This window comes from Citrobacter sp. Ce006 (assembly GCF_030336535.1).
In the GTDB taxonomy this organism is placed as follows: Bacteria; Pseudomonadota; Gammaproteobacteria; order Enterobacterales; family Enterobacteriaceae; genus Citrobacter; species Citrobacter europaeus.
On record NZ_JAOWDO010000054.1, the window covers coordinates 237,189 to 261,179 of the forward strand.

Here is a 23,991-nt window from a genome sequence, read left to right on the forward strand (position 1 = left end):
AAAAAGTGCGAGTTCATTTTGTTATTCATGAGTCTTTCGAATCTGCTGGCGCGTACCTGCCGTGGGCCGAATCACGCGGCTATACCATCACCTGGTCACGCGTTTACGCCGGAGAAACGGTCCCCGCTAATGCCGATGGCTTCGATATGCTGGTGGTATTTGGCGGCCCGCAGTCACCCCGCACCACGCTGGCAGAGTGCCCATACTTTGACTCTCAGGCCGAGCAGCATCTGATTAACCAGGCGATTTCGGCACGAAAAATCGTGGTGGGGATCTGTTTGGGGTCGCAGTTAATCGGTGAAGCGCTGGGCGCGAAGGTGTGCCAAAGTCCGGAAAAAGAGATAGGTCACTACCCGATCGTCCTCACCGAGGCAGGCCAACAGCATCCGTTATTCAACCATTTCGGCTCACCGCTCACCGTCGGTCACTGGCACAATGACATGCCAGGGTTAACCGACCAGGCGATAATTCTTGCCGCAAGCGAGGGCTGCCCGCGACAAATCGTGCAATACGGTAATTTCATCTATGGTTTTCAGTGCCATATGGAGTTTAACGCCGAAGCGGTAGAAGGATTAATTCAGCACTCTGAGCAAGAACTTGCCGAAGCCAAAGGGAAACGCTTCATCCGCTCTGTGGAAGAGATGCGCGCCTGTGATTACCAGCAGATGAATGAGAAGCTGTGGCAATTCCTTGATAAGCTGGTGGAAAAACGTAACGATTAATCATCCCTGGCCGGATAAAACATTATCCGGCCATCGTGCCAGGCAGTTACCTGATGGCGCTGCGCTTATCAGGCCAACAAGTTAAATTCCCAGCCCCTGATTAAAGTGCTCTTCACCAAAAACGCCGGTCGAAAGGTAGCGATCGCCGCGATCGCAGATGATCGCTACCACCACTGCCCCCGGTGTCGCGCGCGCCACGCGTAACGCGCCCGCTACCGCGCCGCCAGAACTGACACCGCAAAAAATACCTTCACGCACGGCCAGTTCACGCATGGTGTTTTCCGCATCGTTCTGATGAATATCCAGCACCTCATCCACCAGCGAAGCGTTAAAAATACCCGGCATATATTCTACTGGCCAGCGGCGAATGCCAGGAATGCTGCTGCCCTCTTCCGGCTGCAAGCCAACGATAGTGACCGGTTTTTCCTGCTCGCGCAGAAAACGCGACACGCCGGTAATCGTGCCTGTAGTTCCCATACTGGAAACGAAATGCGTGATACGGCCTGATGTCTGCTGCCAGATTTCGGGTCCGGTGGTGGTGTAGTGCGCGTACGGGTTATCAGGATTATTGAACTGATCGAGCAGTTTACCTTCTCCACGCTGCGCCATCTCAAAGGCTAAGTCGCGCGCCCCTTCCATCCCCTGCTCTTTGGTCACCAGAACCAGTTCAGCCCCATAAGCACGCATCGCCGCACGGCGTTCCTGACTCATGTTGTCTGGCATCAGCAGCTTCATGCGGTAACCCTTCAGCGCGGCGATCATTGCCAGCGCAATTCCGGTATTACCGCTGGTCGCCTCAATCAGCACGTCGCCAGGCTTAATTTCTCCGCGTTTTTCCGCTTCGACGATCATCGACAACGCGGCACGGTCTTTCACCGAACCCGCGGGATTATTGCCTTCCAGCTTGACCCAAATTTCACTGCCGTTATCCGGCACCAGACGTTGTAATTTCACCAGAGGCGTATTGCCAATTGTTTGTTCTAATGTGTTCACGTTTTCAGCTCGTAAAAAAGCCCGGTAAGCGTAGCGCCACCGGGCGATAACTATGCAAATTAACCTATCAGGCAGATTGCGCCAGGGCAAGTTCCTCTTCACGCGTTTCAATACGCTGGTCGCCGTTATACAGACGCGCATTTTGCAGTCCAACGAACAAACGTTCGCCGCGGCTCGGGGAATTATCGCCCTGCATGACCACCGTCAACGGTTCGTTATACCACCCCAGTGGTTGCACAACTAATTGGGTGTAGTGTCCTTTCGGGCTGGCTTCCAGCACCTGAACCGGCAATGGCGAATCCAGGCTGGTACGACGGCTGACATCCACTTCCCACGGGCGCAGGAACAGATCCACCGGTCCCTGATAGCCTGGCGTGTAGCCCAACGGCCAGCGATGTGCGCCCACGTGGAACTGTCCACCGCGAATCGTCCCCTGCAGGCGGTTAACCTCACCCATAAATTCCAGGACGAAACGAGTAGCCGGTTCGCGCCATACCTGATCCGGCGCATCGGCCTGTTCGATATGGCCCTGACTCATCACCACCACACGGTCTGCAACTTCCGTCGCTTCTTCCTGATCGTGGGTCACAAACACGCTGGTAAACTTCAGCTCTTCATGCAACTGGCGCAGCCAGCGACGCAGCTCTTTACGCACCTGAGCATCGAGCGCGCCAAACGGCTCGTCGAGCAGCAGGATCTGTGGCTCTACCGCCAGCGCACGCGCCAACGCCACACGCTGCTTTTGCCCGCCGGAAAGCTGTGCCGGGAAACGGTCCGCCAGATGAGCCAACTGAACCATTTCCAGCAGTTTGGTCACTTTTGCTTTGATGGCCGCCGCATTCGGGCGCTCACGCCGTGGCAGGACCGTCAGGCCAAAAGCGATGTTGTCGAAAACGGTCATATGACGAAACAGCGCATAGTGCTGGAACACGAACCCCACCTTACGGTCGCGGGCGTGCAATCGGCTGACGTCGGTACCGTGAAAACGGATATGCCCGCTGGACTGATGCTCCAGTCCGGCAATAATGCGCAGCAGCGTGGTTTTTCCCGAGCCGGATGGCCCCAGCAGCGCGACCATCTGACCTGAAGGAATATCCAGCGAGATATCGTTCAGCACCTGGGTGCGACCAAAAGACTTCTTAATATTGGCAATCTCAATGCTCATGGTTTTCCTCCTGCTGCGCGCGTTTCTCCTGGTTCTCCAGACGCCATTGCAACATGCTCTTCAAAAACAGGGTAATAATCGCCATCAGCGTTAATAGCGCCGCGGCGGTAAAGGAGCCGACCGTGTTGTAGTCCTGCTCCAGTAATTCAATCTGTAGCGGCAGCGACAAGGTTTCACCCCGAATCGAGCCGGAAACCACCGACACCGCGCCAAATTCGCCAATCGCACGCGCGTTGGTCAACACCACGCCGTACAGCAATGCCCAACGAATATTTGGCAGCGTAACGCGTCGGAACATCTGCCAGCCGGACGCGCCCAGCAACACAGCCGCTTCATCTTCATTGCTGCCCTGGCTTAACATCACCGGCACCAGTTCGCGCACCACAAACGGACAGGTCACGAATACCGTCACCAGTACCATCCCCGGCCAGGCAAACATAATTTGCAGGTTGTGCTCATCCAGCCATCCACCAAGCGGACCGTTAGAGCCGTAAAACAGCAGATAGACCAGACCGGCGACCACCGGCGAAACGGCAAATGGAATGTCCAGTAGCGTCAGCAACAGCTGACGGCCGGGGAAGTTGAAGCGAGTCACCAGCCAGGCCAGCAACACACCAAACACCAGGTTCACCGGCACCGCAATCAGCGCAATCAGTACCGTCAGCCAGATGGCATGCAGCATGTCCGGGTCAGCCAGGTTATTTAATACCGGCATCAACCCCTTGCTGAACGCCTGCACGAAGATATAAATCATCGGCACCAGCAAAATAAAGGCGGAGACCAGCATGCCCGTGCCGATCAAAAACCATTTACCCCAGTTGATGCGGGGTGCGCCATAGCGTTTCAATTGGGTAATGTCTGCCATCAGTGACCTACCACGCGTCGACCAAAGCGACTTTGCAGGGTGTTAATTGAAAACAGCAGCAGCAACGACGCCCCGAGGATCACAGAAGCAATCGCGCTGGCGGCTGGGTAGTCAAACTCCTGCAAGCGAACAAAAATCATCAGCGAGGTCACTTCCGTTTTCCATGCGATGTTCCCGGCGATAAAGATAACCGCGCCAAACTCACCGAGGCTTCGGGTAAACGACAGCGCAACGCCCGCCACCAGCGCGGGAGACAACTCCGGCAGCACCACTTTACGAAAGCTCTGCCAGCGGGTGGCGCCGAGCGTTTCCGCCGCCTCTTCATATTCCGGGCCTAACTCTTCCAGAACCGGCTGTACGGTACGCACCACGAACGGAATGCTGGTAAACGCCATCGCCACTGCGATGCCGAGCCAGGTGTAGGTCACCTTAATATCCAGCTTCGCCAGCCACTCGCCGTAGAAACCGTTGACTGAAAACAGCGATGCCAGCGTCAGGCCTGCCACAGCCGTAGGCAGCGCAAACGGCAGATCCATTAACGCATCCAGCAGCGTACGGCCCGGAAAGCGATAGCGGGTTAAGATCCACGCCATCAGCAAGCCAAACACGCCGTTAAAAATCGATGCCACAAACGCTGACAGCAGCGTCACTTTATAAGCCGCTACCACCTGCGGATTGGTAATTACATCCCAGTATTGCGCCCAGCTCATTTGCGCCAATTGCATCACCAGCGCGCTTAGCGGCAGCAGCAATATCAGGCAGACAAACAGTAAGCTGGTGCCCAGGCTTAAGGTAAAGCCGGGCAGCACGCGTCGGGAAGAAACAGCAAACATTTACTTACGCCCCGCCGCCAACAGTTTGTCCAGCTCACCGCCGCTGACAAAGTGCGTTTTCATTACCTCAGGCCACGAGCCAAACTTGTCTTCCACGCGGAACAACTCGGTCTGCGGGAATTTGTCTTTCAGCTTGTCCATCACCTGCGGGTTATTCACCCGGTAGTAGTAATCCGTGATGATGGTCTGCGCCTGCGGGCTGTACAGCCAGTTCAGATACGCCTTTGCCGCTTTTTCAGTACCGTTGGCCTGGACATTTTTATCTACCCAGGCCACCGGGAACTCCGCCAGAATGTTGACCTTCGGCACCACGACTTCGAAGCCCTGGTCTTCATACTGTTTACGGATGTTATTCACTTCCGATTCAAACGTGATCAGCACATCACCCAGACCGCGTTCAACAAAGGTGGTCGTTGCGCCGCGACCACCGGTATCAAACACTTCCACGTTCTTCAGAAACTGGGTCATAAACTGTTCGGTTTTGGCTTTATCGCCCCCATCCGCTTTATCTGCCGCACCCCACGCTGCCAGATAGGTATAACGCGCGTTCCCGGAGGTTTTCGGATTCGGGAAAATCAGCTTCACGTCCGGGCGAACAAGGTCGCTCCATTCGTGGATATTTTTTGGGTTACCCTTACGCACCAAAAACGCCATGGTGGAATAGAATGGCGAACTGTTATTCGGTAGACGGCTTTGCCAGTCGGCGGGGATCAGTTTGCCCTTGTCATGCAGGATCTGTACGTCGGTCACCTGGTTATAGGTCACCACATCGGCTTTCAGTCCCTGCAGAATCGCCAGCGCCTGTTTTGATGACCCGGCATGAGATTGTTTAATCGTCAGTTTGTCACCGCCGTTATCCTTCGCCCATTGCTGTTCGAACGGCGGGTTAAGGGCGGCAAACAGTTCGCGGGAAACATCGTATGAACTGTTCAGCAGTTCCGTTGCCTGCGCCTGACCCACCAGCAACAGCATTGCTGCCAGCGTCAGGGTTCTTTTTTTCAGTAAGTTAACGGCCATTGCGCACCCTTATAAATTAAATGACTTTCTTATGGTCATCATATTTATAACCAGTGCTAAAGGAGTAACGGTTTTATATACCGTTTGATGATTTGAAAGTTGAAAAGAGAATAAGGGGTACCTCCTCCCCAGCACATGGGGAGGAGACCGGCATCAATCAGACGCCGACGCTTACGCTTTCAGGCAAAGTGCTGCCGCCATCAATCACGTTTTGCGTGCCAGTTAAATAACTGGACTCATCCGATGCCAGGAACGCCGCCAGTTCGCCGACCTCAAGCGGGCAGGCCAAACGGCGCATCGGAATAGCTTTCGCCATTTCGACTAATACGGATTCCGGATCCTGCGGATTAGACTGACGAGCGATGTTTTCCGCCATCGGCGTACGAACGTAGCCCGGGCAAATGGCATTCACGCGAATGCCGGACTGCGCGTATTCGACCGCCAGGGATTTGGTCAAACCGATAATTGCGGCTTTCGACAACGCATAAGCCGTTTCGCCCGGATCGGCAACCATATCTCCAGTCACAGATGACATCATCACGATGCGCCCGTCTTTGCGCGCAATCATCTCCGGCAGAACGGCTTTCGTCACGTTCCAGACGCCTTTAATGTTAATATCAATGTGGAAATCGCGATCTTCATCGCTCATATCAAGGAAGTTGCCGAGGCGACAGACGCCCGCATTGTTGACCAGAATATCGATTTTGCCTTCGATTTTCTTCGCGCGTTTTACCGCTTCCGCTACCGACGCAAAATCTCTGACGTCAGCATGAACGGCTGTGCAACGGTGTCCACGCCCAGCCAATTCATCCGCCAGTTTTTCAATCTCATCGGAGATATCCAGCAGGATTAAGTTCGCGCCATGGCGGGCAAACGTTCTGGCAATCCCTTCGCCAATACCCTGAGATGCGCCCGTAATCAATGCTGTTTTGCCCGTGAGTTTTCCCATTTCAATATTCTCCTTTTGAATATGAAGCGTTCACTTCATTCACGCAGAAGATACAGCAATAACAAATTAGTGCTGAGGAATAGCTCACTAAATCAGGTTAATCTCAGGTAAAAAAATCCCCGACGATGCGGGGACCCAACAGCAAACATGTTCTGACTACGTTATCAGAAGATTTACAGCCGTTTTTCCAGCAAATGTGCTCTCATCAACTCCGACGCCATCTGCGCGTCCCCTTTCTTAATATGAAGCAGTATTTCCCTCTGCTTTGTCGCCGTATCAAGAAAATACTGACGATCGTTCGCAGGTAACGACTCCCTTGTTTTCTCAAAATAAGTAATCAGGACATCTGAGAAAACCTGCAGCACTCGATTGCCACTCGCCTGTAGCAAGAGCAAATGAAAATCTCTATCGTGACGATCGGCCACCAGGGGGTTATCCGCATTTTCTTCAATAAGCCTTAGCTCATTTTCAAGTTTGGAGAGCATTGCCGGGAAGATTCTACGCGTTGCCAGAGGGATAATCGCACACTCAATCAGGATCCTTGCCTCTGTAAATTCCGTGATATCAAACCCGGACAAATCAAACTGCATTAACAACTGGTGATTTATATTGTGCTGTTCCAAATTTTTCAAGACGCTACCACGGCGGGGAGAACGTTCAAGCATTCCCATCTGTACCAGCGTACTGAGCGCCTGACGAACTTTATATCTTGATGTATTAAAACGAACAGCAAGTTCAGTTTCAGTTTCAATGCGCCCATCAGCATTGCGGTTAGCATCATCAAGCAGATAATTTTTAATGCTTTCAAACAGTTCGTTTTTGTTATCCATAAACACTCTCTGATTAAAGTGCTGTAAAAATCATGAGTATAAATAATCTAATAAGTTAGATTGCTTAATATACTGTTATGGTAAGATTATAGCCCCTATTATTCAAATTATATCAGGTCATTTGTTAATAAAAAGGAATTAATTATGGTGTTATTCGTAACTCAGTTTGCGATAGTACTGATATGTATCGGTATAGGCGGGCGTTTTGGCGGGATTGGCCTCGGGGCTGCTGGCGGGTTGGGGCTCGCTATCCTGACTTTTGGTTTTGGGCTCCCCCCCGACTCACCTCCTATTACTGTTATTTCTATTATCCTTGCGGTTATCACATGCATCACAATCCTCCAGGCGGCTGGTGGGCTTGATTTATTCGTTACGATGGCAGAACGGATCCTCAGAAAGTGGCCAGGCGCTATCACTTTTCTCGGCCCAGCTGTCGCTTACCTTTTTACTGCTATCTGCGGAACAGGGTATGTTGCCTTTTCCGTTTATCCAGTAATTGCTGAAATTGCAGCAGATGCCAGGGTACGGCCAGAAAGGGCCATGTCTATGTCAGTAATCGCTGCCAATTTTGGGCTCATTGCCAGCCCAGTCAGTGCGGTCGTTACAGGGACAATTGCTGTCCTTGCTGGCTTACATGTCTCTGCTTTAGATATCTTGTTGGTCACCGTTCCCGGAACGTTCCTGGGCTGTATTGTCGGCTGCCTTTTCGTCTTTAAAAGAGGTCATGAGCTTAAAAACGATCCGGAATTCCAACGCAGGGTTGCTGAAGGTGAGTTTGAATCAGTAAAAGCTGAAGAGCGAACCGCCAATATAGTGACAAAAGAAGCGAAGAGAGGATTGCTGATTTTCCTTACCGGTATCATTCTGGTGGTGCTTATGGGTTCAATTCCTGAGTTACGTCCACAGTGGAATAACGGTAGCGGAATGGAACGTATGAGTATCCCAACCACACTGCAAATAGTTATGCTGACAACAGCATGTATTATTATGATGGTGTGTCGAATTTCTCCATCAAAACTAGATTCAGGTTCAGTTTTTAAAGCAGGTCTTGTAGGTGTCGTCGCCATATTTGGTCTGTCATGGATGATGAACTCCTTCTTTGAGGCATGGCACGAATTATTTAACACTGCCTTCCACGGTTTTCAGAATCCCGTATTGTTTGGCATTATTGTTTTTGGCCTTTCTGCTGTAATTTATAGCCCAGCTGCAACTGCTGTAGCGCTACTCCCCGCTGGCGTGTTAATGGGATATCCGGCAGAAACCCTGGTCGCCCTGCTCCCGCTTACTTGTGGATCGTTCATTATTCCTGGAGGGGCACAGATCGGCTGTGTGGCGTTTGATCGAACCGGGACAACTCGAATTGGCAAGTATGTGGTTAATCACAGCTACATGCTACCAGGCCTTGTTACCGTTGTAGCATCAACCCTTTTTTGCTTCCTTTTTTCCAGAATGCTGATGTAGAGCGAGAGAGCTCGTTAATTGTGGTAATCCCTTTTCTTCATGGCATCCCCCTGAACGAGTTCAGAGAGGATGCCCATTACTCATTTTTGAATATCGCCACTGCAGCTTTCCACAGAACGTACTTTACAGAACAACCTGAGCAATTAGATAAGCAAAAATTACCTGAGAGATGACCATGACAAAGCCCGGACGAATATAGCTATGGTTGACAACAAAGCGTCCAATCTTTGTGGTACCTGTTCGGTCAAATGCAACACAACCGATTTGATTTGCTCCCGGTATAATGAAGTCACCACAGGTACAGGCAAAAATAGCAATAAGAAACGGGGCTGGTATACCCAAGGTAACACCAAGTGGCATGATGGCAGCTACCGTCGCCGCAGGACTCATAATGACCAGAGAGAACAAGAATACAACCACACCAAATAGCATTGGAGCGCCATTTACAATGCCACCAAAGACCTTAATCAATTCTGGCTGATAGGCATCAAAAAACGTCGCAGTCATCCATGAAACGCCAAGGATTGCCACCACCCCCATTAAACCAGCACGGAAGACTGAGCCGCTATTCAAGCTACTGCTTGGTACTTTACTGACGATCATAATAAACAAAGCTGCTGTCAACATAATCATCTGTATAACCATTGGGGTTGACAGTCTTTTTCCATCCCAGGAAGGGAGTAACCCTGTAAAAGAACCTAAAATAAGCACCAGTACTACGCCAATCGCAAAGATCACAACGCCTTTTTTAGCGCCGGCCGTAGCAACATATTCTTTTTTCTGCTCAGTATGCATGAACTCATATTCGCCAGCGGCTACTCTCCTCTGAAATTCCGGATCGTCCTCCAGCTCTTTTCCGCGTTTATAAACCGAAAAGCTGGTAACAATAGCAGCCAAAAAGAATGAAGGGAGAGCAATTGTCAGTATTTGCCCAAGAGTAATCCCAGCATATTCATGCAGGATTGCCAGCATCCCCGCGGTTGCCGCACTCATCGGACTGGCTGCAACCGCGACACTGGCCGCAATAACCGTTGCGGACAACGCTCGCTCCGGACGGACCTTTGCTTCAGCAGCAACTTCAGCGACAACCGGATACAAAGAGAAAGCAACGTAAGTAGTGCCACAGAATAGTGTAAATATGGAAGTTAATATTGGGGCAACAAAAGTAATAGCCTGTGGTTTTTTACGCAGTAATTTTTCAGCCACACGCACAAGATAATCAAGTCCTCCAGCGGCCTGTAATACGCTGACAGCGCCAATCACGCAAATAATAATTAACATTGCAGTAATAGATGGTGTGGAGGGTTTAAGTCCAAAGCCCAGAACTAATATTGCAACGCCAAGTCCTCCACCAGCACCAAGCCCCATTCCACCATAACGCCCGCCTATACCAATACAGGCGAGTACAATTAATAATTGTATAAAAAATAAAGCATCCATTTTTCACCTCTAAGCATCTCCCGGATATTGCATCCGGGAGATATTAATTATTATGCTCAGGATTAGTTTAAATATGATTTAGCAACTTCGATCTGTTTTTTAACAGCGTCAGTGCCAGTTCCACCATAAGACATTCTTGATTTAATACATGCTTCGAGAGATATACTCTCATAAATATCATTATCAATCTTATCATCAAATGAATGGAATTCATCCAGGGTAAGTTCTTCCAACATTTTTCTATGTTTTATACAGTAATTAACAGCACTGCCAACAATATGGTGAGCTTCCCTGAAAGGGATTCCTTTACGAACCAGGTAGTCAGCCATATCGGTCGCGTTTGAAAAACCTCTCGCTGCTGCGCTGCGAGTATTCTCTGAGAGAATAACCATTTTTTCGAGCATCGGCGCCATAATTTTCAAACTGGTCTGTAAGGTATCCATAGAGTCATAGACCTGTTCTTTATCCTCACTCATATCAGTATTGTAGGCGAGAGGAATACCTTTCATGATGGTCAGCATCGCCATTAGATTTCCGTACATACGCCCACCTTTACCACGCATTTTTTCGGCCACATCGGGATTTTTCTTCTGTGGCATAATGCTGGAGCCGGTACAGAAATCATCTGAAAGCTCAATAAATTTAAAATCCTGACTTGAGAATAAAACCAGCTCTTCAGACAAACGGGTAAGATGCATAAAACACATAGCCGCTGCAGCAGTGAATTCAACCATATGGTCGCGATCGCTGACAGAATCAATACTATTCTCAGTCGGCTTGTCAAAACCAAGCTCTTGAGCCGTGAAATCACGATCAATGGGAAAAGTTGTACCAGCAAGGGCCGCTGAACCTAAAGGGCATTCCCCCATGCGTTGATAAAGGTCTTCAAAACGGGTCCAGTCACGGCGTAACATCCAATAATATGCCATTATCCAGTGCGACAGAAGAATGGGCTGCCCGGTCTGCAAATGAGTATAACCGGGCATAATCGCATTAATGTTATTTTCAGCTTTGCTGATAATAACTTTTTGCAGATTAACGATATCCTGCTGAATTTCCCGAATAGTTGATCTCATATGCATTTTAGAATCAACAGTCGTTTGGTCATTACGACTTCGGCCTGTATGTAACTTCCCGCCAACAGGACCAATTATTTCTGTCATACGTCTCTCAATCGCCATATGAATATCTTCATCAACGGTATCAAAAACGAACTGCCCTTCCTTAATCTCTTTATCTACTTGTCTTAAGCCAGCAATAATCTTATTCGCTTCATCCTGCGTGATAATTCCCTGACGGCCCAACATAGTGGCATGAGCAATACTCCCCTGAATATCGAAAGGGCAGAGACGTTGTTCCAACATAATTGTCGCGTTATAGGATTCAACCAGTTTATTTGTAGGCATATCAAAGCGCCCACCCCATAATTTTGTAGACATAAAACCTCCAGGGAGTTTTTGTTGCAAAATAGTTAAATAAAAATTCCGTTATTTTTCGGTCATTTTCAGATTACAAGACTGTCATTTTAATTGTCAACAAATGAAGCTATTAAATCAATTTATACATACATTAATTATACTTATTAGCGTGTTTATTTTTATGAATAACGCGAAAAAATCAGATCTTTATCACATTTAAATCATGTTTTATTTCAGATATATTCAGAATTTTTAAAGTAATAAATTATTATTAATAGCTTATTGATTCTAAATAGTGGCATTTAATACTGTTGTTATACGAATAAACTGGCAGGTTAATAGCACTGAACTTGGGGAGAGATTTTCAAGGGACAGCATCAATGCGGGTGCATTATCGACATGGCAGACGTTGTGTGGCTTGGGGAATAGCTATTTTTTACCAGATGGCGCTGACGCCGCCATCTGGCACAAAAATTACAGGCTCAATAAACGATCCAGCGATGGGGCAAAGTAATAGCCACCGGTCACTGGTTTGGTGAAACGCAGCATCGCGTCGCGCTTACCGTCTGTGTCGCCAAACATGCTCAACAGCTGTTGTTCAATGTTGTGCAGGCGGGCGCAATAGGCGCAGAAGTAAAGACCGTGCGTGCCGCTGGCGGTGCCGTATGGCAGGCTCTGGCGCACAATTTTCAGTCCTTTACCGTCTTCCTTCAGATCGACACGGCTCAGGTGAGAGGTGACCGGACGGTCATCACCGTCGATCTCTTCGTTGGCTTCTTTGGTACGACCAATCATCATTTCCTGGTCATGGATACTCATGCGATTAAGCTGCTTCAGGTTATGTTCCCAACGCTGCACAAACACATAGCTGCCGCCAGCATCCACGCCATCTTTGATAACGGCAACTTCACGGCGCGTTTCTTCGCCTGCCGGGTTTTCCGTACCGTCAACAAAGCCGCTGAGATCGCGTTCTTCAACCCAACGGAAACCGTGGATCTCTTCTTTGACTTCAATACAGTCGCCAAATGCTTCCATTGCCGCCTGCGCGACGGAGAAATTCACATCATGACGCAAAGAGAGAATATGGATCAGCACATCATACTGGGTGGCTGGCGCCAGGCCTTTACCGTAAGGGATAAAGTCTTTTAACTCTTCTGCGCCAACGCCGCCGCTCAGCGTACGCCAGGTATTGTTGCCGAAAGCGACAACCGCGCCCAGATGCGCGTCCGGGAACTTAGCTTCGAAGGTCGCCAGCTTATCGGCGAAGATTTTGCTGGCCGCTCGCAGGGCCTCAACATCGCCTTTAACATTGGCTTCAATCCAAATCGCCGCACGGCAATGTTCTGGCAAAATGCCACTCTGAACCTGAGACATTGTTCCTCCTGAAAAAAAGATGCCACGACATCGTGGCATTGTTGGGCGCTATTCTACCTGTTTTTTTAACAAGCTGATTTGTTCAGACGCAAATTAACGCCGCCAGATAATTTTGCTTACTTTCCATGCTTTCAACGTGTCGTCAGACGGCATTAAGCCTTCAGGCCCGCTCCACTCACCAGAAAAGACATAGCTAATATGTTGACTTCCTTCAGCTTTACACTCTACGCCCGCGCTGTCATCTCCGGTTGCTTTCTGACAATTACCGAAAGCTTTAGTGTAAAGGTCACTAAACGGTGTACCCATTTCAACACCCGCGGAGGACGAGATAGCGCTGTCCAATACATCAATTCTGCTGATGGTTCCCTGGCTGCCATTGATGACCATCGCCAGCTTGTCATCTTTCATCGCTTCATAGAAGCGCACCACATTACCGTTTTCGGTCTTCATCCCGCTACGCAGGCGGTAATCACCGTCCAGCGCATCAGCAATGGCTTTTTCATCCAGCGGCGTCGCGCCCGTTAACGCGCCGACGCCCTGCTCAGTGACCTGCGTTGAAGAACCAAACCAGTTCCACGGATTGGCGGCAGACCAGTTTACCGACGACAACGTTGAACACCCGGTCAGTAGCAGCGGCATTGCGCATAAAGTCAAACGCAGTGATTTCATTTCACTTCCTTCCTTATTTATCAACGTTGCTTGGAGTCCGGTTTCAAAGAAAAGTGCCGTCATTCTTTCTCAAAGGAAAAACAGGCGCGCAGGCGTTGATTGGTTAATAGCCAAATCAGCGCGACAATATCCGCTACCAGCAGCGCCAGCCCGACGCCGTTGACCGGATCGCCTGCCAGCCACATCGCCGGCTGCCAGCACAACAGCACCAACTGAGCGAGGATCAGTAATCCGCGCAGCCAGCGCCATATCACCGGAAACGCAAAGCGTCGCCCGCTGAGTAAAAACGCCAGCACCGCGGGAACGCCGGGAAGCAATCCCAACCAGAATGCGTCATGATCGGGATAAAACAGATTCAGCAACGTGTTGCCTTGTTCACGTGAAGAACCGGCAATCACGAACAGAACCCAGGTGCGCGCCTGCAACAGCAGTACGCACCAGAACAGAAAAGGCAGGCGCAGACGCCCATGACCGTCATAGTCGGCCGGATGAAACTCAGTACTCTTCATCTTCGATCAAGCGCTTACCCAGATTGAGTACATCCGCATGCTCATAACCCAGACGCTCATACATGCCCTGTACAACGTCGTTATCGTCACGCACCATGATTTGAATCTTCGGACAACCGCGGGCAATGAGCTTTTTCTCCAGCCGGTTCAGTAGCGCATTGGCGATGCCGCGGCCGCGAAACTCAGGATGCACGCCCAGGTAATAGGCCGAGCCGCGATGCCCGTCGTATCCGCCCATCACCGTACCGACCACCTCGCCGTTCACTTCAGCAACCAGGAACAAGCTGACGTCATGATTTACTTTACGTTCGATGTCCATTTCAGGGTCGTTCCATGGACGCAGCAAATCACAGCGCTCCCAGAGGGTGATCACCTCTTCGAAATCTTCCTGGCGAAAAACGCGTATTTCCATGGTATTGGTTACCTTTTCAGGACGTTAAAAAGCGATTATGGCGCGAACGGCTGATTTAGCCAATATCTGACGCGAAGCGGCGGAAAAAATGGCATAATACGGAATTGTCACGTATTGAAATGAAAAGTAAAACAATTCTTATCCCGATCCGTCGCAACGGACAACGCGATACGATATAACGTTTAGAACCTTTTTTTTACAACTCAGGCCGTATGAGCACTTTTAAACCACTAAAAACACTCACATCGCGCCGCCAGGTGTTGAAAGCCGGGCTGGCCGCCCTGACGCTGTCAGGCATGTCGCAAGCCATCGCTAAAGAAGAAGCGCTTAAGACCAGCAATGGCCACAGCAAACCGAAAGCGAAAAAATCCGGCGCTAAGCGCGTTGTTGTTCTTGATCCGGGTCACGGAGGGATTGATACCGGCGCAATTGGTCGCAATGGCTCGAAGGAAAAGCATGTGGTACTGGCAATTGCCAAAAACGTGCGCTCGATTCTACGCAACCAGGGGATTGATGCACGCCTGACCCGCTCCGGCGATACGTTTATTCCGCTCTACGATCGCGTCGAGATCGCCCATAAACATGGCGCCGATCTGTTCATGTCGATCCACGCCGACGGATTTACCAACCCAAGCGCGGCAGGTGCTTCAGTCTTTGCGTTATCCAATCGCGGCGCCAGTAGCGCCATGGCGAAGTATCTGTCCGATCGTGAAAACCGGGCCGATGAAGTGGCCGGAAAGAAGGCCACCGACAAAGACCATTTGCTGCAGCAGGTGCTGTTCGATCTGGTGCAAACTGACACCATTAAAAATAGCCTGACGTTAGGTTCGCATATTCTTAAGAAGATCAAGCCGGTACACCGTCTGCACAGTCGCAGCACCGAACAGGCCGCCTTCGTGGTGTTAAAATCACCATCAATTCCGTCGGTACTGGTCGAAACCTCGTTCATTACCAACCCGGAAGAAGAACGTCTGCTGGGTACGGCGGCATTTCGCCAGAAAATCGCCACCGCTATCGCCAATGGCATCATCAGCTATTTCCACTGGTTTGATAACCAGAAAGCACACTCGAAGAAACGTTAACCATGAAGCCCGATGCACAGCGCGTAAAACAGTTCCTGCTCAGCCTGCAGGATAATATTTGCCAGCAGTTATCCGCCGTAGATGGCGCTGAGTTTGTTGAAGATAACTGGCAGCGCGAAGCGGGCGGCGGCGGTCGCAGTCGGGTGCTACGTAACGGCGGTATTTTCGAGCAAGCGGGCGTTAACTTCTCCCATGTCCACGGCGAGGCAATGCCGGCCTCGGCTACCGCGCATCGCCCGGAGCTTGCCGGGCGCAGCTTTGAAGCCATGGGCGTCTCACTGGTGGTGCATCCGCAGAATCCCTACATTCCGACCAGTCATGCCAATGTACGGTTCTTTATTGCGGAAAAACCGGGCGCTGAACCGGTCTGGTGGTTTGGCGGCGGCTTTGACTTAACGCCCTACTACGGCTTTGATGAGGATGCGGTTCACTGGCACCGCACGGCGCGGGATCTGTGCCAACCGTTCGGTGATGACGTTTATCCCCGTTACAAGAAGTGGTGCGATGACTACTTCTTCCTCAAGCATCGTAACGAACAGCGCGGCATCGGCGGGTTGTTTTTTGACGATTTGAATACGCCGGATTTCGACCACTGTTTCGCCTTTATGCAGGCGGTAGGACAAGGTTACACCGAGGCGTATCTACCGATCGTCGAACGCCGCAAAGCGATGAGCTGGAGCGAGCGCGAGCGCGATTTCCAGCTCTATCGTCGCGGGCGCTATGTGGAATTTAATCTGGTGTGGGATCGCGGCACGTTATTTGGTTTACAGACCGGCGGGCGTACGGAATCGATTCTGATGTCGATGCCGCCGCTGGTGCGCTGGGAGTATGACTGGCAGCCGGAAGCGAACAGCCCGGAAGCCGCCCTTAGCGAGTTTATACAGGTCCGCGACTGGGTGTAATTGCCTGATAGCCCTACGCTTTTCAGGCTTACAACTACAACGGCACAGCCCCGTAGGCCGGATAAGACGCAAAGCGTCGCATCCGGCACAATAGTGTCATCAAGCCCACTGGCGCATACGCTGATGTAGCGTCAACGACGGTTTCTCCGCAAACAATTGCTGGTAGTCGGTGGCAAACTGCCCCAAATGCCAGAATCCCCACTGCATGGCGGCATCTTTTACCGTCGCGCTTTGCGACCATGGGCTTATCAGCTCGCGACGCACGGCGTTCAAACGAATACGTTTTAACCATGCGTTCGGACCAATTCCGAGTATCGTATGAAAAGCGTTTTGCAGCGTCCGACGGCTGACGTGAAGTTGATTACACAAGTCGAGTACCGTCAGCGGCTCTGACATATTTTCCAGCACATACTCGCGCGCACGCGACAGCAGGCGACGATAGCTCTGATGGCTGATGCTCTCGGCCGTGATTATCGGCTGCGCTTCTTCCAGCATTGTGCCCATCGCCAGCAACAGGTTATCGCCCAGCACTTTGCGTACCGCAGGTTGATGGAGGTTTTCCGGATTCTCGCTAAATGTCGCCAGCGCCTGCTGCACAAAGCCCCATAGCGCAGCTTTATGTTGCTCTTTTACCTCCAGCGCCGACTGGTTACGCAGCATATGCAGCACTCTTTCCGGGTTGTGGAGGAAGTTGGCCTGGCGGGCAATCGCCTCTTGCGAAATAACGACACCCAGAATGGTGTAATCATCCGGTGTACTCAGTTCAAATTCCGTCCCGCCAGGTCGGGTGGCAATTTCAGCGTTACCGAGACACTGGGTGCCAATAAATCCCTGTTCGCCGCGCGTGGCCGGAATACCAAACCAGAAGGAGTTCGGCCAGACAAGACACGACTGACGTAGTGCCAGTCCGGTGTATTCACGGAACACCTGAATATCGTCGAGCAGGATTTCCGTGAACTCGCCATGAAATTTTCCCGGATGCAGCTGGTCGTAGATCTGCTGCCATGCGGTAATCGTCAGCGCATGCTCATACACATCCGTTGTTCGCCGTTGGTGAACGTTGTCCACCTCCACTTTCGGCGTAAGTTTAACGTCTTCGGGTAATGCTTCATGATAAAGATGGTGCAGGTTTGCAGTACGTTTCTTTTTCATGATCTTTTAAGCCGGAAGCTTCAACGAAGCCCCCGGCCCTCCGACAGGTTAGTTTTTTAAGCGATAGCGACTACTGCGTTTACGCAACGCTCCGCCAGAAAAGAGCTGTTCCAGCGCCCTTCTGGCTTCATCAAGTGACCAGCCAAAATGGGCAGCCACTTCCCCTGCCGTCATTCCTTGACGGACCGATGCCAACAGCGTCAGAAGTTGCTCAGAGGACTCAGGCGTCAACGGGGCGTCCTGCGTCTTCTCTGCCTTTACGTCTGCTTTCACTTCTGGCTTCTGTTCTGGTTTCTTCGGCTGGCGCTTAAAACCGCCGATCAGCCACTGGGTGTCATCGTCCGGCCGGCCTATTTCCTTACGGCTGATAACACGGCCCGTACGCGCTGCGGCGGCGCTGCCGGCATCAAGCGCTGCGCGGCACGCCGCCAGATCGCCTTCCACCACCAGCGTCAACCGGCCAGGATCGAGCACTTCGTGGCTAAGCAGACGCACATTCGCGGCTTTCAGCATGGCATCTGCCGCATCCACAGCAGCCACCATGCCATCCACTTCCAGTAATCCCAGTGCATTGATCATCACAACCTCTCTTACGCGCGCTGGACTGGATTACGGGCAATATCCAGAACGGCATCGGCAAAGGCGTTACATGCAGCTTTACAAGCGGCCTGGCTCCCGGTCAAAAACGCGGCCGAGTAGTTAGTTTCTGACGGCGGTGGGACGTAGGTCACCAGTTGTACATCGGCAGATTTCAGCGCAGCATCAATGCCAAATGTCGCTTCCAGCGGCGGCGCCACCAGATACGCCATCGGATCGCCAAGTCGGCATCCTGCGGTAGCCGAAAGATACGACCCGGTACGCGAAACCACATGCGCCAGGAAAGCGGTATCTTCTGCGTCATTCGCCCACTGGAACGCCGCGCCGCTTTCAATATTGGCCACCATCGCGTCCAGACCTGCGCGAACTTCGGCCGGGTTTGGCCCTCCGAGCATAATCAGTACTTCGCCCGAGGTTGGAGAGGGACTGTGCGCCGCGCCGGCATACAGCGAGCGGCCATAAACCACTTCGACCATTGCCTGTTTTGTCGCTTCGTCTGCAGCAATATACGCCACGTCATCAGAATCTGCTGTGATGAGTCCGAGGCTACGTATATGTGGCGGTAATTTAAGTTCACGGGCAAAACCGTCATTTATCGAGGCAATCACGCGCATTGCGGTGACTGAAGGTCTAATCAAATCTAATGCTGGCATGATGCCTCCTTAACGGGTCATATTGATGCCGGATGCTTTTTGCTCCAGCATGCGCTTGGCCAAATCCACAATCACCGCCGCCGCTTCAACCGGTGGCGTACCGCCCTGGTGAATGTTCGAGATACAGGTACGGTCAGCTTCAACGGTCGTCGCCACACGCGGCGAATAGACGGCATAGCAGGAAAGGCTTTCAGACTGGCCAAGGCCCGGACGTTCCCCAACCAGCAAGATCACCGCTTTCGCGCCCAGCAGTTCGCCGATCTGATCTTCGATTTTCACGCGACCATAGCGAACAAAGAATGGCGTCCCAACCTTCAATCCGGCCTGTTTTAAGCCCGACAACAGCGGCGGCAGGATCTCTTCGTAGTTGGCGGTGATAGCATCAGTCGACAGGCCATCAGAGATAATTACCTGTACATCCGGATTCATTACACACTGTGATTTCAGCGCTTCAATGGCTTCCGCACTCAGACGACGCCCCAGATCCGGACGCGTCAGATACAGATTTTTGTCACTGATTTCCGAGCGCACTTCCAGCAGCCCCTGAGCTTTTACCCACTCTTCCGGCACTTCTTTTAAGACCGTATCTTTCGAACGCGAATGGTCGGCAAGGAAACGCAACAACGCCTGAGTACGCGGGCGAGGACCGGCACGGCCGGTACATACGCGCGCTGCGGTGCTACGACGCAGTTCGGTCAACACATCTGCACGATGCGGATCCTCAACGCCAATCCACGCTTTGGCTTCGGCGGAGCCTAAATCCATCGCACAGCTTTCACCAGTCGGCGCGGCGCACTGCGTGGTGCTGCATTTTGCTTGTGCTGACGGCGTCTGAGCCTGAGCCTGCGACTCCCCCATTGATGCCATCACGCTACGTACAATTTCTTCAATCTGCTTTTGATCCATCATGTGTCATCCCCGCGTCATCAAAAGAACAGTGACGGATCGCCCGCCCGTTTGGTCAGGCGACCGTTTGCCATAATGCCCATGGTTTCCAGCCAGCGTTCAAACTCCGGCGACGGCCGTAAATTCAGCAACTGACGGACGGTGGCGGTATCGTGAAACGCGGTGGTCTGATAGTTGAGCATGATGTCGTCACCGAGCGGCATGCCCATGATGTAGTTGCAGCCAGCGGTGGCGAGCAAAATCATCAGGTTTTCGTTGAGGTTCTGGTCAGCATCAGCATGGTTGGTGTAGCAGCAGTCACAGCCCATTGAGATACCGCTCAGCTTGCCCATAAAGTGATCTTCCAGACCCGCGCGAATAATCTGACGGTCGTTGTACAGATACTCCGGCCCGATAAAGCCCACCACGGTGTTCACCAGGAACGGATCGTAGTGGCGCGCCAGCCCGTAGTTACGTGCTTCCATCGTCACCTGATCGGCACCAAAGTTAGCGCCAGCAGAGAGCGCAGACCCTTGCCCGGTTTCGAAGTACAGGCAGTTTTCCCCGGCGATGCGGTTAAACTCAGCCCCTACTGCACGTGCTTCATCCAGCATAGCCAGCTCAACGCCGAACTCTTTTAAGCCTTTCTCGCTGCCGCAGATACTCTGGAAAATCAGCCCGCCCGGCGCGCCGCGACGAATCGCTTCGATCTGGGTGGTAACGTGCGCCAGTACGCAGCCCTGGGTCGGAATGTTGAATTTGTCGATGACGCCGTACACGGTATCCAGTACGCGGCTTAAGTTTTCCACGTCATCCGTTACCGGGTTAACGCCGATCACCGCATCGCCCGCGCCGAAGGACAGCCCTTCGTAGATTTGTGCGGCAATACTCTGCACGTCATCACGGGTATCGTTAGGCTGCAAACGGCAGCTAAAGGTGCCCGGCAAACCAATGGTAGTGTTGGCCTTTTTGATCACCGGCATTTTCTTACCGCCGTAGATCAGATCCGCGTTGGAGCAAATTTTTGCCACGCCTGCGACCACTTCTGACGTTAACCCTTTGCGCATAAACGCAATGTCATCCACGGAGGTTTCATCGCTCAGCACGTACTCGCGCAGTTCGCTGATGCTCCAGTTTTTGATGCGGTTATAGGCCGTTTCGTTGACGTCATCCTGAATCAGACGCGTCACGCAGTCTTCTTCATAGGAAATCACCGGGTTATTGCGGATATCCGCCACCGTCATTTCCGACAGCACCTGCTTGGCCGCCACGCGCTCCTGTGAACTGGTTGCAGCTACCCCTGCCAGCACATCCCCCGAACGCAGTTCGTTGGCTTTTGCCAGCACCTCTTTAACATCCTTAAACTGATAAACATTGCCGAACAATGTGGTCTTTAGTTTCATAAGTCGTTCCCTCAGGAAGGAAATGCGAGTGATTTCACCGTCACCGGCACAACCGATCCGCCAAAAAGAGGCGTACCAATGTCGATATAGTCCCCCGCCCGGACAACCACCTCATCGATGACCGCCAGCGGGTGTTGCTGTAACTGTGGGCGTAACAGCATGCCCAGGGCTTTACCAAAATCCTGCTCGGCTACCACCAGCAGGGGATGCGGATTCGGATAGCGCGCGACAAAAGCCAGCAGCGCATCAATAACCGTTAACAGCGCGGCGTAGCGCACCGGCAGCGAACTGGGCAGCGCCAGCACGTAGGCGTCGGTTTGCGGATCCAGATCGAGTTGCATCAGCGCTTGCTGCCAGGCGGCTACCAAATCAGCCTCATCAACCGGAATCGCCACCGGCAGATTGCGCAGCGGAAGCGCCACACCTTCCAGCCAGATAGTGCTGCCCGAAAGCGACAGCGTATGCGCCCCGGCGCCAATCACCGTGGCACGCACGGTTTGCGCCGGAAACTGCACGTTCATCTCACGCAGGCGCGGATGTTCATGCAGCGCCGTGGCGAGCAGCGGCCCGATGTCGGAAAAACAGAACGGATCGGCTGGTTGGTTGCGGTAGCACTCGCCCACCCCGCCGGACAACGTAATCACTTCCGGTTTCACGCCCGCAGGCAGCAGACCGGTTTGCATCAGTGCCTGCGCCAGCGGTGAAAGCGTGCCGTCAATCACTTCCACAATCAGCGCAGCCATCCGTCGCGCCACCTGAACCAGTTGCGTGGCGTTAAGCGAACGAGCGTCAGTACCAGGGCCAAATACGTCATCAACAATCATTTGCCCCGGCTGATGCGCATGCACCACTCGCCCCTGGCCATCAGTTTCCAGCAATCGTCCGCCGACGTTCAGGCAAGCCGAACCGCTGACCTTTCCGGCATCGAACAAGACGTAGTTCGACGTACCGCCACCGATGTCGATATTCAGTACGCGGCACAACTTCTGCTCTGACAGGGTTTGAGCCCCCGCGCCGTGACCGGCAATCACCGATTCCAGATGCGGACCGGCGCTGGCAACCACGAAGTCCCCCAGCGACTGGGAGAGCGCCATCACCGCCGGTCGCGCATTGCGGGTTTTGGCACTTTCTCCAGTAATGATGATCGCACCGGAATCGACGGCCTCAGGCTTGATACCCGCTGCCTGATACTGGGCGAGGATCAGCGCCTTAAGTTCGGCCTCTTTCAACCCGCCCTGCTTATCAACGGGGGTAAAGAAAACCGGGCTTTGCCAGCTAATTTCGCGTTTGATGAATTCGTAGCGCGGCACCTGCGACACTGCCGCACGGTTAACCAGCTCAAGGCGCGAGAAGATCACCTGAGTGGTGGTGGTGCCGATATCGATACCGACGCTCAGTAGCTGGCGAGTATTCACGATTGCGCCTCCGGGTTGGTTTCTACTTCTGCTGGCACATCTTCATCTTTCGGTACCAATAGCATAGCCACACCAATCGCCGTCACGCCGCCAATCAACTTGCCGACAATCATCGGGAAGATCATCGCGTTCATGTTGGCAGCGGCGAAGCCTAAGTGGTCACCCAATGCAAAGGCCGCGGAGACCGCAAAGGCGCAGTTGATCACTTTGCCGCGGGTATCCATATTCTTCATCATGCCGAACATTGGGATGTTGTTCGCCAGCGTCGCGACCATGCCTGCAGCCGCAATATTATTGATTTTTAACAGATTACCGACGCTCATCAGCGGTTTTTCAAACCAGCGGGTCAGCAGCAGAACCATTGGGTACGCACCGAGCAGTACGCAAGAGATAGACCCGATAACTTCGATGGCGCGCATCACTTCACCCGGCTTGTCGCCCGGTGCCATGAAGATGGGATCAAGACCCGGAATCAGCTCCCAGCCGAGCAGGAACTTAATTACCGCTGCCGCCAGGCCGATGGTGATCAGCGCCACGAGGAATTTCGCGAAGATCTGAAAACCGTTGATCATTTTTTCCGGGATGAATTTCAGTCCCAACGCCACCAGCACGGCCACGATCAGCACCGGGATCATATTCATCAGGATCAGCGCGAAGGTGAACTCCACCGGCTGCCCGTTGATTTCGACGCCGGAGTACATCGCTATCAAACCACCCGCAATACAACCAATCGGAATGGTGACGATACCGGCCAGCACACCCAGCGCCAGATAACGACGGTCAGATGGTTCAATAATCCCCAGCGCAACCGGAATGGAGAACACCAGCGTCGGCCCCATCATCGCCCCGAGGATCAGGCCTGAGTACAGCCACGCCGCAACGTCGCCGCCCGCCAGTTCTTTCGCCAGGAAGAAGCCGCCCATATCGCACGCCAGCAGCGTTCCGGCAAACATCGACGGGTTCGCGCCCAGCATTTCGTACAGCGGAATAATCACCGGCCCGAGCACATGCGCCAGTACCGGCGCCAGCGCGGTCATACCGACCATCGCCAGGCCCAGCGCGCCCATCGCCATAAAACCTTCTTCAAACTGGCCGCCCGACCCCTCAATACTCTTACCGAACTTACCGAGGAAGCGCGCCGAACCGCCGAACTGCGACAGGATCCTGTCCACGGCGGCAATCAGCATAAAGAACATCATGATGTACATGATGATTTCGTTAATTCCCATAGCCCATACTCCCTGT

General features: G+C 52.3%; 24 protein-coding genes. 4 read left to right on the forward strand and 20 right to left on the reverse strand.

Features of this window, described 5'->3' with window-relative positions; genetic code table 11:
- Window positions 1-5 precede the first annotated feature (5 nt).
- A complete protein-coding gene (locus tag OGV94_RS02730) occupies window positions 6-722 on the forward strand; it encodes a type 1 glutamine amidotransferase (RefSeq protein ID WP_100194640.1) in 717 nt (238 codons plus the stop codon).
- Window positions 723-803: 81 nt separating this feature from the next.
- Here the strand turns inward: OGV94_RS02730 and cysM are convergent, their stop codons facing one another.
- The 7 genes from cysM to OGV94_RS02765 form a co-directional block, all read right to left on the reverse strand.
- Window positions 804-1,715 (reverse strand): cysteine synthase CysM, encoded by a 912-nt coding sequence (cysM, locus tag OGV94_RS02735; RefSeq protein ID WP_286522543.1) that lies wholly within the window; start codon window positions 1,713-1,715, stop codon window positions 804-806.
- Between the two features lie 67 nt (window positions 1,716-1,782).
- Window positions 1,783-2,880, reverse strand: coding sequence for a sulfate/thiosulfate ABC transporter ATP-binding protein CysA (gene cysA / locus OGV94_RS02740; RefSeq protein WP_047409650.1), 1,098 nt, complete (start codon window positions 2,878-2,880; stop codon window positions 1,783-1,785).
- Complete coding sequence (cysW, locus tag OGV94_RS02745) at window positions 2,870-3,745, reverse strand: sulfate/thiosulfate ABC transporter permease CysW (protein ID WP_043017134.1); 876 nt, start codon at window positions 3,743-3,745, stop codon at window positions 2,870-2,872. Before cysW ends, cysA begins: the two co-directional genes overlap by 11 nt.
- Entirely contained in the window at window positions 3,745-4,578 is an 834-nt protein-coding gene (gene cysT, locus OGV94_RS02750; protein WP_003038061.1) for a sulfate/thiosulfate ABC transporter permease CysT, read from the reverse strand. Before cysT ends, cysW begins: the two co-directional genes overlap by 1 nt.
- On the reverse strand, window positions 4,579-5,595 hold the full coding sequence (cysP, locus tag OGV94_RS02755; protein WP_043017135.1) for a thiosulfate/sulfate ABC transporter substrate-binding protein CysP: 1,017 nt from the start codon (window positions 5,593-5,595) through the stop codon (window positions 4,579-4,581).
- A gap of 157 nt (window positions 5,596-5,752) precedes the next feature.
- Window positions 5,753-6,544, reverse strand: coding sequence for an SDR family oxidoreductase UcpA (gene ucpA, locus OGV94_RS02760; protein ID WP_047409642.1), 792 nt, complete (start codon window positions 6,542-6,544; stop codon window positions 5,753-5,755).
- A gap of 173 nt (window positions 6,545-6,717) precedes the next feature.
- On the reverse strand, window positions 6,718-7,374 hold the full coding sequence (locus OGV94_RS02765) for a FadR/GntR family transcriptional regulator (RefSeq protein WP_043017137.1): 657 nt from the start codon (window positions 7,372-7,374) through the stop codon (window positions 6,718-6,720).
- 144 nt (window positions 7,375-7,518) lie between these two features.
- Between OGV94_RS02765 and OGV94_RS02770 the strand changes: the two genes are divergently transcribed.
- Window positions 7,519-8,835 (forward strand): anaerobic C4-dicarboxylate transporter family protein, encoded by a 1,317-nt coding sequence (locus OGV94_RS02770; RefSeq protein ID WP_043017138.1) that lies wholly within the window; start codon window positions 7,519-7,521, stop codon window positions 8,833-8,835.
- A 123-nt stretch (window positions 8,836-8,958) separates the two neighbouring features.
- Here the strand turns inward: OGV94_RS02770 and OGV94_RS02775 are convergent, their stop codons facing one another.
- The 6 genes from OGV94_RS02775 to OGV94_RS02800 form a co-directional block, all read right to left on the reverse strand.
- A complete protein-coding gene (locus OGV94_RS02775) occupies window positions 8,959-10,275 on the reverse strand; it encodes an anaerobic C4-dicarboxylate transporter family protein (protein WP_047409640.1) in 1,317 nt (438 codons plus the stop codon).
- A gap of 62 nt (window positions 10,276-10,337) precedes the next feature.
- Complete coding sequence (gene argH / locus OGV94_RS02780) at window positions 10,338-11,714, reverse strand: argininosuccinate lyase (protein ID WP_043017140.1); 1,377 nt, start codon at window positions 11,712-11,714, stop codon at window positions 10,338-10,340.
- 453 nt (window positions 11,715-12,167) lie between these two features.
- Complete coding sequence (gene yfeX / locus OGV94_RS02785) at window positions 12,168-13,067, reverse strand: porphyrinogen peroxidase (RefSeq protein WP_047409623.1); 900 nt, start codon at window positions 13,065-13,067, stop codon at window positions 12,168-12,170.
- Window positions 13,068-13,160: 93 nt separating this feature from the next.
- Window positions 13,161-13,736: an RpoE-regulated lipoprotein gene (locus tag OGV94_RS02790; protein WP_221922785.1), complete on the reverse strand. Its 576-nt coding sequence runs from the start codon at window positions 13,734-13,736 to the stop codon at window positions 13,161-13,163.
- Window positions 13,737-13,795: 59 nt separating this feature from the next.
- The gene (locus OGV94_RS02795) at window positions 13,796-14,245 is read right to left on the reverse strand and encodes a DUF2919 domain-containing protein (protein WP_047409620.1); all 450 of its coding nucleotides are present in this window, start codon (window positions 14,243-14,245) and stop codon (window positions 13,796-13,798) included.
- Window positions 14,232-14,657, reverse strand: a complete 426-nt coding sequence (locus OGV94_RS02800; RefSeq protein WP_003038048.1) for a GNAT family acetyltransferase — start codon at window positions 14,655-14,657, stop codon at window positions 14,232-14,234. Before OGV94_RS02800 ends, OGV94_RS02795 begins: the two co-directional genes overlap by 14 nt.
- Window positions 14,658-14,869: 212 nt before the next feature.
- Here OGV94_RS02800 and amiA point away from each other — a divergent pair, with 212 nt between their 5' ends.
- Entirely contained in the window at window positions 14,870-15,739 is an 870-nt protein-coding gene (gene amiA, locus OGV94_RS02805; RefSeq protein ID WP_003038046.1) for an N-acetylmuramoyl-L-alanine amidase AmiA, read from the forward strand.
- 2 nt (window positions 15,740-15,741) lie between these two features.
- The gene (gene hemF, locus OGV94_RS02810; protein WP_100194642.1) at window positions 15,742-16,641 is read left to right on the forward strand and encodes an oxygen-dependent coproporphyrinogen oxidase; all 900 of its coding nucleotides are present in this window, start codon (window positions 15,742-15,744) and stop codon (window positions 16,639-16,641) included.
- A gap of 99 nt (window positions 16,642-16,740) precedes the next feature.
- Here hemF and eutR read toward each other — a convergent pair whose 3' ends face one another.
- The 7 genes from eutR to eutH are packed head-to-tail and all read right to left on the reverse strand — an operon-like array spanning window position 16,741 to window position 23,975.
- Window positions 16,741-17,793: an HTH-type transcriptional regulator EutR gene (gene eutR / locus OGV94_RS02815; protein WP_043017145.1), complete on the reverse strand. Its 1,053-nt coding sequence runs from the start codon at window positions 17,791-17,793 to the stop codon at window positions 16,741-16,743.
- Between the two features lie 48 nt (window positions 17,794-17,841).
- A complete protein-coding gene (gene eutK / locus OGV94_RS02820; protein WP_087050907.1) occupies window positions 17,842-18,372 on the reverse strand; it encodes an ethanolamine utilization microcompartment protein EutK in 531 nt (176 codons plus the stop codon).
- An 11-nt stretch (window positions 18,373-18,383) separates the two neighbouring features.
- Complete coding sequence (gene eutL / locus OGV94_RS02825; RefSeq protein ID WP_047409614.1) at window positions 18,384-19,043, reverse strand: ethanolamine utilization microcompartment protein EutL; 660 nt, start codon at window positions 19,041-19,043, stop codon at window positions 18,384-18,386.
- A 9-nt stretch (window positions 19,044-19,052) separates the two neighbouring features.
- The gene (gene eutC / locus OGV94_RS02830) at window positions 19,053-19,949 is read right to left on the reverse strand and encodes an ethanolamine ammonia-lyase subunit EutC (RefSeq protein WP_286522595.1); all 897 of its coding nucleotides are present in this window, start codon (window positions 19,947-19,949) and stop codon (window positions 19,053-19,055) included.
- 20 nt (window positions 19,950-19,969) lie between these two features.
- Window positions 19,970-21,331: an ethanolamine ammonia-lyase subunit alpha gene (gene eutB / locus OGV94_RS02835; protein ID WP_005121914.1), complete on the reverse strand. Its 1,362-nt coding sequence runs from the start codon at window positions 21,329-21,331 to the stop codon at window positions 19,970-19,972.
- An 11-nt stretch (window positions 21,332-21,342) separates the two neighbouring features.
- On the reverse strand, window positions 21,343-22,746 hold the full coding sequence (gene eutA, locus OGV94_RS02840; RefSeq protein ID WP_047409611.1) for an ethanolamine ammonia-lyase reactivating factor EutA: 1,404 nt from the start codon (window positions 22,744-22,746) through the stop codon (window positions 21,343-21,345).
- Window positions 22,743-23,975, reverse strand: a complete 1,233-nt coding sequence (gene eutH / locus OGV94_RS02845) for an ethanolamine utilization protein EutH (RefSeq protein WP_043017149.1) — start codon at window positions 23,973-23,975, stop codon at window positions 22,743-22,745. Before eutH ends, eutA begins: the two co-directional genes overlap by 4 nt.
- Between the last annotated feature and the right edge of the window lie 16 nt (window positions 23,976-23,991).

Excerpts from the sequence above, each read along its gene's own strand:
- cysA (WP_047409650.1), bottom strand. The coding sequence starts at position 2,880 with ATGAGCATTGAGATTGCCAATATTAAGAAGTCTTTTGGTCGCACCCAG.
- cysW (WP_043017134.1), bottom strand. The coding sequence starts at position 3,745 with ATGGCAGACATTACCCAATTGAAACGCTATGGCGCACCCCGCATCAAC.
- cysT (WP_003038061.1), bottom strand. The coding sequence starts at position 4,578 with ATGTTTGCTGTTTCTTCCCGACGCGTGCTGCCCGGCTTTACCTTAAGC.
- cysP (WP_043017135.1), bottom strand. The coding sequence starts at position 5,595 with ATGGCCGTTAACTTACTGAAAAAAAGAACCCTGACGCTGGCAGCAATG.
- ucpA (WP_047409642.1), bottom strand. The coding sequence starts at position 6,544 with ATGGGAAAACTCACGGGCAAAACAGCATTGATTACGGGCGCATCTCAG.
- OGV94_RS02765 (WP_043017137.1), bottom strand. The coding sequence starts at position 7,374 with ATGGATAACAAAAACGAACTGTTTGAAAGCATTAAAAATTATCTGCTT.
- OGV94_RS02770 (WP_043017138.1), top strand. The coding sequence starts at position 7,519 with ATGGTGTTATTCGTAACTCAGTTTGCGATAGTACTGATATGTATCGGT.
- OGV94_RS02775 (WP_047409640.1), bottom strand. The coding sequence starts at position 10,275 with ATGGATGCTTTATTTTTTATACAATTATTAATTGTACTCGCCTGTATT.
- argH (WP_043017140.1), bottom strand. The coding sequence starts at position 11,714 with ATGTCTACAAAATTATGGGGTGGGCGCTTTGATATGCCTACAAATAAA.
- yfeX (WP_047409623.1), bottom strand. The coding sequence starts at position 13,067 with ATGTCTCAGGTTCAGAGTGGCATTTTGCCAGAACATTGCCGTGCGGCG.
- OGV94_RS02790 (WP_221922785.1), bottom strand. The coding sequence starts at position 13,736 with ATGAAATCACTGCGTTTGACTTTATGCGCAATGCCGCTGCTACTGACC.
- OGV94_RS02795 (WP_047409620.1), bottom strand. The coding sequence starts at position 14,245 with ATGAAGAGTACTGAGTTTCATCCGGCCGACTATGACGGTCATGGGCGT.
- OGV94_RS02800 (WP_003038048.1), bottom strand. The coding sequence starts at position 14,657 with ATGGAAATACGCGTTTTTCGCCAGGAAGATTTCGAAGAGGTGATCACC.
- amiA (WP_003038046.1), top strand. The coding sequence starts at position 14,870 with ATGAGCACTTTTAAACCACTAAAAACACTCACATCGCGCCGCCAGGTG.
- hemF (WP_100194642.1), top strand. The coding sequence starts at position 15,742 with ATGAAGCCCGATGCACAGCGCGTAAAACAGTTCCTGCTCAGCCTGCAG.
- eutR (WP_043017145.1), bottom strand. The coding sequence starts at position 17,793 with ATGAAAAAGAAACGTACTGCAAACCTGCACCATCTTTATCATGAAGCA.
- eutK (WP_087050907.1), bottom strand. The coding sequence starts at position 18,372 with ATGATCAATGCACTGGGATTACTGGAAGTGGATGGCATGGTGGCTGCT.
- eutL (WP_047409614.1), bottom strand. The coding sequence starts at position 19,043 with ATGCCAGCATTAGATTTGATTAGACCTTCAGTCACCGCAATGCGCGTG.
- eutC (WP_286522595.1), bottom strand. The coding sequence starts at position 19,949 with ATGGATCAAAAGCAGATTGAAGAAATTGTACGTAGCGTGATGGCATCA.
- eutB (WP_005121914.1), bottom strand. The coding sequence starts at position 21,331 with ATGAAACTAAAGACCACATTGTTCGGCAATGTTTATCAGTTTAAGGAT.
- eutH (WP_043017149.1), bottom strand. The coding sequence starts at position 23,975 with ATGGGAATTAACGAAATCATCATGTACATCATGATGTTCTTTATGCTG.